The organism is Nicoletella semolina, from assembly GCF_004345745.1.
Lineage (GTDB): Bacteria > Pseudomonadota > Gammaproteobacteria > Enterobacterales > Pasteurellaceae > Nicoletella > Nicoletella semolina.
In genome coordinates this window covers 1-9,636 of sequence record NZ_SLXJ01000020.1, presented here as the reverse complement: position 1 = coordinate 9,636, position 9,636 = coordinate 1, and the positions used below count along the sequence as shown (strand labels likewise).

Below are 9,636 nucleotides of genomic sequence, written 5' to 3'. Positions count from 1 at the left end.
AACTGTATTTCATCTGCCCTATCCAGTAACACAATCGCTTCATGAGCCTCTGCAATATCCTCTCGCATTGTCGAGGTTGTGTATTCTACTTCTGACTGTAAGTCCGCTAAATCATAGCTTACTTCTGCAATTTGGTTACTGTTCCCTTCTACAGAAAGAATCGCATCTTCAAGACCAAATTGTAAAATATCAATCTCCTCACCCTGTCCCTTCACCACATCGTCCAAACGGCCAATGTCTAGCTTTAATTGTTTATGTGAACCAACTGTCAGTTCTTGTAGTTTCTGATTGATAATAAACTGGTTAGCGAGAGAAGCAATAAGAGCACCATCTTTAGTATCTATATTTAATCCTTTTGCAAAGCCTTCCATTAAATTTAATGCTCGTGAAGAGCTATCTCTTTGTTTTAATATTTCTATTGTTTTCTCAGCCAATTCCTTGGTATCGAATATATTGCCGTTTCTGATTTTTTCCATCACTTTAACTCCATTTGGAAGATCAGAAACAGTACCTTTATAGAAGAACTCAAAAAGTTTCTGTTGCGAAGCTCCTCTATAAATCCCATTCGCATGTACACCATTGTAAGCTATCTTGGATAAACTATTCAAAGTAAGGAGTTCAAGTTCTGTTTTCAGATTATCTAACACTTGATTATTTATAGCTTCACCATATTTTCCACTCTCTAAGGTAGTACCTACTTGTGAAACACTCAAATGAGAAGGAACTAGTGAAGAACTAGCATCCTGAGCCACCCCCACACCACTCACACTCAACACAGCCAAAGCCACAACAGACTTCTTTAAGCTAAACACAGATTTTTGCATAATATTATTCTCCAAGTTAAGTAATATTACGCTGTCTAATACAGACAGCGACTTAACCACGGATTATCCCCCCCCCCCCGCATATTTTGTCAAGCGACTACACTCAAAATAGGTAAAAATTTTATTTTTGTTTTAGATAAAGAGGGAAAGCAGTGCGAATAACGCAGTATAGGGAATATATGAAATTCAATAAAAAAGCCGAATATTTCTATTCAGCTTTTTTATCATCTAGTTAATAAATTATTTAATATCCGCTGGATTATCCGATATTGGACTTTCGTGGCTTGTTGGAGAATCTAAATCAAGCACACTCACTGTCGCATTATCATCAGTCTGCTTATTGCTTGATGAACCATTCTCATTTTTATCGTTCCAGCCATCAGGCTCCCCTACAGGGCGGCGGTTCATTAAATTATCTATCTGTTTGCGATCCAAGGTCTCATACTTCAACAAAGCATCTTTCATTGCGTGCAAAATATCCATATTATCTAGTAAAGTCTGCTTAGCTCGCTCATAGTTACGATCAATAATTTTCCGCATTTCCTGATCAATTAACTTCTGCGAGTCTTCCGAAACGCCCTTAATCGCCCCCATTCCATCTTCATTTTGATAGAAAATAGGTCCAAGTTCATTCGAAAAACCCCATTGCGTAACCATTGCTCGAGCAATACGAGTAGCTTGCTGAATATCTGAAGCTGCCCCTGTCGTAATTTTATCCTCACCAAAAATTAGCCCTTCAGCAATTCGCCCTGCAAATGCCATTGATAAACGGCTTTCGAGTTTAGTAAAACTTTCACTGACTCGATCCCCTTCTGGTAAGAACAAAGCAAATCCTAATGCTGGGCCTCTTGGCACAATAGTAACTTTACTAATTGGATCGTGTTCTGGCATTAAATACCCCACAATAACGTGTCCTGATTCATGATAAGCGGTGTTGATAATCTCTTTTTCCGTCATTGTGGTAGAACGGCGTTCTGGCCCCATATCAATCTTATCTCGAGCTTGCTCAAAGTTATCCATTGTGACCAAACGCTGATCTTTCCTCGCTGCAAAGAGTGCCGCTTCATTTACAAGATTAGCAAGTTGGGCCCCTGAATAACCTGGGGTACTTCTTGCAATTACCATTGGATCAACATCAGAGGCAAGCGGTACTTTTTTGAGGTGCACTTTCAGAATCTGCTCACGTCCTTTCACATTCGGTAATTCAACATTTACCTGACGGTCAAAACGCCCAGGGCGAGTTAAAGCATCATCGAGTACATCAGCACGGTTTGTTGCAGCAATAATAATAATGCCCTCACTTCCTTCAAAGCCGTCCATTTCAACCAGCATTTGGTTTAATGTTTGCTCTCTTTCATCGTGGCCACCACTAAACCCCGCACCACCACGCTTACGTCCAACCGCATCAATCTCATCAATGAAAATGATACAAGGCGCATTTTTTTTCGCTTGCTCAAAGAGATCTCTTACACGAGATGCCCCCACACCGACAAACATCTCAACAAAATCAGAGCCTGCCATCGTGAAAAATGGCACTTTAGCTTCACCTGCAATCGCTTTTGCTAACAAGGTTTTACCTGTTCCTGGAGGTCCTACCATCAAAATCCCTTTAGGAATTCGTCCGCCTAATTTTTGAAACTTACTTGGATCTCGCAAAAACTCCACAACTTCAGCAACTTCTTCTTTCGCTTCATCACAACCAGCAACATCACTAAAACTGGTTTTGATTTGTTCAGGTTCAATCATTTTCGCTTTGCTTTTACCAAAGCCCATGGCACCACGTCCACCACCACCTTGCATTTGACGCATATAAAAAAGCCAAAAACCAATCAGCAATATCATTGGAAACCAAGAAATCAGAATTTGCGATAACAAACTACGGCGTTCTGCTGGCTCTCCAGTTACCACCGCATTCGTCTTTGCCAAATCAAGTAGTAAATACTCATCATACATCGGCATAACCGTTTGATACTGCCCGCCATCATTGCGTGTAACAGAAATCACATCATCGTTACGTTTAAAATCCACTTCTTTTAAACGATTATTTTTAATGTCGTTTAGAAAAGTCGAATAGGCAACATTATCCGATGCAGTGAGTGTAGAATTAAAGCCTTGAAATGCTGCCATCAGTGTAATACCAATAACAGCCCAAAGCAGGATATTTTTAAATAAATCGTTCAAGGCACTTACCTCTTTTTAACAAGAAACACACAAAGATTACTATAAATCAGCAAGATATGCCACATTATACTTAATCCACTCTTATACTTATATCAACTATGATAACTTATCTCTAGGATATTTAATCTGCAACAGCTCTACCTATCGCTTAGTTCACCTGCGGCACGCCTTTATAACCTGTTGCCACAATGTAAACCTCCCTAGAACGATCTCTAGAAGCCTCGGGTTTACGAACTTTAACGGTGCTAAACATCGCTCTAATCTCACGCAAATATTCATCAAAACCTTCACCTTGGAAAACCTTGACAACAAAACTACCTTTCTTTGCAAGTACCTGACGACACATATCCAATGCAAGTTCCACCAAATACATCGCACGAGGAATATCTACAGAGGGCATTCCACTAAAATTGGGTGCCATATCTGACATAACAACATCAACTTTGTCATCGCCAACTTTATCCAATAACGCATTCAAAATCGCTTCATCTCGAAAATCCCCTTGCAAAAAATCAACCCCTGCAATTGGATTCATATCCAAAATATCACAAGCGATAATTCTTCCTCTTCCGCCAATTTGCGTTACCACATACTGCGACCAGCCCCCTGGTGCTGCCCCCAAATCTACAACAGTCATACCTGCTTTAAATAAGCGGTCTGTTTGTTGAATTTCATCTAGTTTAAAATAAGCTCTAGAACGTAGCTTTTGTTTATGTGCCTTTTGCACAAACTGATCTTTAAAATGTTCAGCAAGCCATCTTGATGAGCTTGCACTACGTTTTCTACCCATACCACTCTCTCAATAAAATTCAGTTAATTATAATAAGGCTGAAACAGCTAATTTCAAGGAGAAATTACGATTTTTTATTGAATAAATGAAAGAGTGATGGATAACAAGCTCTTGCAAAAAACTGCTCCAATCTGAGTGCTTGCATTTCCTGAAAAGAATTTTTTCGCTATAATCAAGCGGTTTTTGAAGATAAGAACAATGTTGTTCAAAAATAACAACAACCGATCATTTATAAAAGAGGAAACAATATGAGCTTTTTAGCTGGAAAACGTATTTTAATCACAGGGTTGGCAAGCAACCGTTCTATCGCATATGGCATTGCAAAAGCGATGAAAGCACAAGGTGCGGAATTAGCTTTTACCTATTTAAACGATAAGTTACAACCTCGTGTTGAGGAATTTGCTCAAGAATTTGGTTCAGATATCGTCTTACCATTAGATGTTGCAACCGATGAAAGCATTACTAATTGCTTTGCAGAATTAAGTAAAAAATGGGAAAAATTCGATGGTTTCGTACACGCTATCGCTTTCGCCCCAGGGGATCAACTAGATGGCGATTATGTCAATGCAGCAACTCGTGAAGGCTACCGCATTGCACACGATATTAGTGCATATAGCTTTGTTGCAATGGCACAGGCTGCACGCCCTTATTTAAACGAAAACGCCTCTCTTTTAACATTAAGCTATTTGGGGGCAGAGCGTGCCATTCCAAATTACAACGTGATGTGCTTGGCGAAAGCTTCTTTAGAGGCGGCTACTCGTGTAATGGCAGCCGATCTAGGCAAAGAAGGCATTCGTGTCAATGCAATTTCAGCAGGTCCAATCCGTACACTTGCCGCATCAGGCATTAAAAATTTCAAGAAAATGCTCTCTGCATTTGAAAAAACAGCAGCGTTACGACGTACCGTAACGATTGATGATGTGGGTAATTCAGCCGCATTTTTATGCTCTGATTTAGCTTCAGGAGTAACTGGAGAAGTCTTGCACGTTGATGCTGGTTTTAGTATCACAGCAATGGGCGAATTAGGCGAAGAATAATCTTAAATTTCCCTCCCTCCGTTTACGCAGCAAGGTGCCGAAAGCGGAGGGAGAGTAAAAGTAACATCGAAGAAATCATTTTCCTCTCCCTCAGTCCTACGGACAGCCGTGCTTGAACAGACTAGTTGTTTAAAGTATCTATTTTACCCCACAGAAAATCGCCACTAACTCTCATTATGTATTTCAAGATTTGTCGCCTGTTTTGCCAGCTTGCTTTTCGCTTTATCATTACGAAGTTTCGCAATATCATCAAGATACTCTCGACTAATATCACCTGTTATATAATCCCCTGTAAATACAGAGGCATCAAAATGCTCAATTGCTGGATTTTCCATTTGTATCGCTTGGAAAAGTGCAGAAAGATCTTGAAAGATTAAACGATCAACACCAATCATCTTAGCCACCTCCTCAACCGTACGATCATAAGCAACAAGTTCCTCACAAGTTGGCATATCAATACCATAAACATTTGGATAACGGATTTCTGGTGCCGCTGATGCAAAATAAACCTTTTTTGCTCCCGCCATTCGAGCCATTTCAACAATTTGTTCAGAGGTTGTACCTCTCACAATTGAGTCATCAACTAACAAGACATTCTTGCCTTTAAACTCCGATGAAATCGCATTTAATTTACGTCGCACAGAATTTCTCCGCTGCGTTTGCCCTGGCATAATAAAGGTGCGTGCCACATAGCGATTTTTAACAAAACCTTGGCGATACGGCTTGTCCAACACATTGGCAATTTGCAACGCAATATCAATTGATGTTTCAGGAATAGGAATCACAACATCAATATCCGATAGCTCATCACGCCATTGTTGTGCAATTTTTTCCCCCAGTAAACGCCCCATATGGCGACGAGCCGCATAAACCGATACGCCATCAATAACTGAATCAGGGCGAGCAAAATAAACATATTCAAAAATACAAGGATTGAGCTTTGGATTTTCTGCACAAATACAATGATGAAACTGCCCATCAAAAGTAATGTAGATCGCTTCCCCAGGTTGCACATCACGCATATATTCAAAGCCAACAACATCAAGTGCCACACTTTCTGAAGCAAACATATATTCCGTTTTTCCATCAACATCTCGCTTGCCTAACACCAGCGGACGAATGCCAAAAGGATCACGAAATGCCACCATTCCGTAACCAATGATCATCGCAATACATGCATAAGCTCCTCGAACCACACGATTAGTTTGGCGAATTGTTTCAAAAATATTCTCTGGCGAAAGCGACTCAGCAGGGAATTGATCAAGATAATGTGCAAAAATATTCAGCAGTGATTCTGAATCTGAATTAGTATTGACGTGGCGTTTTGCCAGCGAAAAAAGTAGCTGCTTTAATTCAGCATTATTTGTTAAATTGCCGTTATGTACCAGCGTTAAACCATAAGGGGAATTCACATAAAAAGGCTGAGCTTCTGACACACTTGAGCTGCCAGCTGTTGGATAACGAACGTGTCCAATTCCAACATTCCCCTGTAAACGTAACATATGCTCTTGGCGAAATACATCACTCACTAAACCATTCGCTTTACGCAGGCGAAATCGGTTTTCATCATCAATCGTAACAATGCCTGCGGCATCTTGCCCACGGTGTTGTAATAACGTCAATCCCTCATAAATTGCCTGATTTACAGGTGTACCACCAATAATGCCAACAATGCCGCACATAATAACCTCTTAAAAATTAACTTGATTTGAGAAAACTAGAACTTGCCTGTAATTGTTCAAAAAACCATTTTACAATCACATTAAAATGGGGAATAAGCGTTGATTCTTTCCATAACTCACTTTGGCTAAATTGAGTAAACGTATCCAAAAAGAACAATATTGCCGCAACAATCAATATCCCACGCAAGAGACCAAAACCCGCCCCCAGCACACGATCTGTCCCTGTCAGTCCTGTTTTATCAACTAGAGCCGTCAATAACGTATTAATAATGCCGCTGACAATTAATGTTGCAACAAACAAGATAGCAATAGCTACACCATTACGAATATAAAGCGAATTTTGCAAATAAACAGAGTCTATTTGCAACAGCAAATTACTTAAATAAGGGTAAAATTTACTCGAAACAACAAAAGCGACAATCCAGCCAACAATGGATAAAACTTCTCTAATAAAACCACGCCAAAGACTAACAAAAAGCGAAAAAATAACGATTCCAATGATTACAATATCAATCATAAATTCCTCAATCTGCCTAACGGCATTTAATGTTGCCTATTTTACAGAAAAAGAAAACGTTTGCGTAGAAAAATTCCCAAAAATGCGTCCATAACTTCTTCTCTCTCATTCAATTCCCCTCCCTCAGTCCTGCGGACAGCCCCCTCCGCTTGCAGAGGGAGCGAAATTTAGTCCTCTCTATAATGTGCCCCTAAACTCATTTTCCTTGCAAGCATCGCCTCAACAACAAGCTGTGCAGTTTTCAAACTATGATAAATCTCTATGCCTTGATGTAAGTGATGGACTAATGGCATAAACTTCGTTTCTAACAACACCAATTCCTCTAACAACATTATCAAATTCGCTTCACTTCGATACACATTTGCAAATGCCGCCATTAATTCACGCACGGTCTTTAACACCTCACTAGCACTCAACATTCTATCCCCATTTGGCTTATCCAATGAGGCAAAATATGTCTCCGCCTGTTTTATCATCTCAGAACAACAAACAAGCGGTCGTTCTTGCGATAAATTTTGCAAAATACGCCTAATCGCTCTTTTCGCAAAAACAAGACTTCCGCCCACCGAATTCCCACCTAAACGATTTGCCCCCTCAATACAAGAAGAAACCTCCCCCACAGCAAACAGCCCTTTTACCGCTGTTTGTGCAAATTCATCAATCACCACACCACCATTACAGCTATGTGCAAATGGTGCAATAGCGACACGATCTCGGCATAAATGAATGCCAATATCCTGTTCAAGCCAGCTCAAATACACACGATAAAATTCCTCTTTATCCTCATAAAGTGCAGGAGAATAATGTAGATACACGCCTTTTTCTTGTGGGTTTTCCAACAAATGTTGCATTATCCTTAAATCAAATCTCACGCAATCAAAATCCACACTAAAAGGTGCATAACTGCTTCGCTCTTGCATCATCTGCTTAAACGCCTGCTCTGACAATTCAGAGAATAAATTCTCACCTCGGATATCTGTCACTTTTATTACATATTTCAAGGTATGTTCACCAAAAAGCACTTTATATTTAGGCTTAACAAACGCAGGAATAAATTGAATAAATTCCAAATTAGTAAGTGCTGCTCCAGCTTGTTTTGCCAAAAAATGGCTAGAGCCAATCACATCTTGTGGATATAGATTATTTTTATACAACCCCGCAATGCCGCCTGTGGCTAAGATAAGCTGCGAAGTTTTGCAAAAAATATAACGAAACTCACCGCTAATATTTACAGCAAAAACCGCTCCTTGAACTTGATTTTCAGCACGAGCAATAAACAATAATGTCGCATTTTCATAGAAGGCAATTGCCTTTTCTTCAAGAATTTTTCTTGCCTGCTTAGCCGCATCTCGCCACTGATTAATCAAAAAGATAGGTCGTGAATATTTTGCAAAGCATGCAGGGCGCTCATCATTCCGCTTCCAAGGTTTAAAACCAATTCTTTTTAACAACGCAATCGCCTGTGCGGATTCCTCAACATAGGCTTTAATAATCTTAGGGTTAGCCATTCCTTGTGCCACCCTTTCAATATCTTGCTGAAAATAGGCATAATCAGCTACCCCACCACTCACCTGAATACCTAAAGTAGCCTTAAGCGGAAAATAGCTCGCCCCTGCTCCAACTTGACTTTTACTAATTAATAAAGGACTGAGCCCTTGCGATTTTGCCTCTATGGCACAAGACAAACCAGCAATCCCTGCCCCAACCACAAGTACATCAGTTTCAATCGTTTGACTAATTTCAATCATTTTTTTTCGTTTCTTATTGGATTTTATTACTTTATTTTGTCTATAATAGCAGCACCATTTTTACTTTCAGGAGAAACCACTATGGCACTTCGAGACATTCTTAACTGGGTGAAAGAGGATAAGCAAAATGAAGCTGAAAAGTTTCTAGCCCAATTTTCTCAAATTCACACCGATTTAGTCAGCGACCGCTACGTTCAACTTAACCAAACTGCAAAACCTCATCAAATCGTATTTTTAGGCGATTCCATTACAGAAGAATTTCCGATTAATGAAATGTTACCTACTCATACTATCTACAACCGAGGCATCAGCGGTAACACCAGCTATGATATTTTAGCACGTTTAGACACACACATACTCCCTCTAAAGCCAAGCAAACTCTTTCTACTTGTCGGTATTAACGATCTCGCTCGTCCACTTACGCCAAAAGAGCCAATCAGTGCCATTGTCGAACGAATTTCACGCATTCACCAGCAAATAATGCAACATACGCCAGAGTGCCAATTCCATTTTATTTCTGTTTATCCAACCAATAACAGCAACGATCCTAAAGTTGATAAAACGATGTTAGAGGGGCGAGAAAATCACAAAGTCATTGCGCTAAATCATCAACTTGAAGACTATGCCACACAGCACAATAGCCCTTTTATCAACATTTACCCTCTATTACTAGACTCACAAAAACAACTGGATTTACGCTACACTCGAGAAGGACTTCACCTCAATGTAACCGCCTACCGCAAAATCCTAACACAACTTTTACCTTATTTGTCATAACTCCCTAGCCCCCATTATTTCCCCTCCCTCCGTAAGCGGTGGGGGGAGGGAAATCCTTTCTTCGCTTTTATTCCCTTTCG

The 9,636-nt window shown here is 40.0% G+C and carries 8 protein-coding genes; 2 read left to right on the top strand and 6 right to left on the bottom strand.

The genetic code is table 11. The annotated features are described in order from the left end of the window. The 3 genes from EV693_RS09390 to rlmE form a co-directional block, all read right to left on the bottom strand. The coding region (locus EV693_RS09390) for a hypothetical protein (protein ID WP_132502110.1) at positions 1 to 824 on the bottom strand (824 nt) is incomplete at its 3' end. 240 nt (positions 825 to 1,064) lie between these two features. Beyond that, on the bottom strand, positions 1,065 to 2,951 hold the full coding sequence (gene ftsH / locus EV693_RS09385; RefSeq protein WP_243694598.1) for an ATP-dependent zinc metalloprotease FtsH: 1,887 nt from the start codon (positions 2,949 to 2,951) through the stop codon (positions 1,065 to 1,067). Positions 2,952 to 3,153: 202 nt separating this feature from the next. Continuing rightward, on the bottom strand, positions 3,154 to 3,795 hold the full coding sequence (gene rlmE, locus EV693_RS09380; protein WP_132502108.1) for a 23S rRNA (uridine(2552)-2'-O)-methyltransferase RlmE: 642 nt from the start codon (positions 3,793 to 3,795) through the stop codon (positions 3,154 to 3,156). 248 nt (positions 3,796 to 4,043) lie between these two features. On the opposite strand from rlmE, the gene EV693_RS09375 reads away from it, so the two are divergent. Next, positions 4,044 to 4,832 (top strand): enoyl-ACP reductase FabI, encoded by a 789-nt coding sequence (locus EV693_RS09375; protein WP_132502107.1) that lies wholly within the window; start codon positions 4,044 to 4,046, stop codon positions 4,830 to 4,832. Between the two features lie 164 nt (positions 4,833 to 4,996). Here the strand turns inward: EV693_RS09375 and purF are convergent, their stop codons facing one another. The 3 genes from purF to EV693_RS09360 all read right to left on the bottom strand — a co-directional run bounded on the left by purF (position 4,997) and on the right by EV693_RS09360 (position 8,779). Beyond that, the gene (gene purF, locus EV693_RS09370) at positions 4,997 to 6,514 is read right to left on the bottom strand and encodes an amidophosphoribosyltransferase (protein ID WP_132502106.1); all 1,518 of its coding nucleotides are present in this window, start codon (positions 6,512 to 6,514) and stop codon (positions 4,997 to 4,999) included. A gap of 16 nt (positions 6,515 to 6,530) precedes the next feature. Continuing rightward, complete coding sequence (locus EV693_RS09365) at positions 6,531 to 7,031, bottom strand: CvpA family protein (RefSeq protein ID WP_132502105.1); 501 nt, start codon at positions 7,029 to 7,031, stop codon at positions 6,531 to 6,533. Positions 7,032 to 7,198: 167 nt separating this feature from the next. After that, positions 7,199 to 8,779, bottom strand: coding sequence for an FAD-dependent oxidoreductase (locus EV693_RS09360; RefSeq protein ID WP_132502104.1), 1,581 nt, complete (start codon positions 8,777 to 8,779; stop codon positions 7,199 to 7,201). 81 nt (positions 8,780 to 8,860) lie between these two features. On the opposite strand from EV693_RS09360, the gene EV693_RS09355 reads away from it, so the two are divergent. Then, positions 8,861 to 9,556 carry a GDSL-type esterase/lipase family protein gene (locus tag EV693_RS09355; protein WP_132502103.1) on the top strand — a complete coding sequence of 232 codons (696 nt, stop codon included), beginning with the start codon at positions 8,861 to 8,863 and terminating at the stop codon, positions 9,554 to 9,556. Positions 9,557 to 9,636 lie beyond the last annotated feature (80 nt).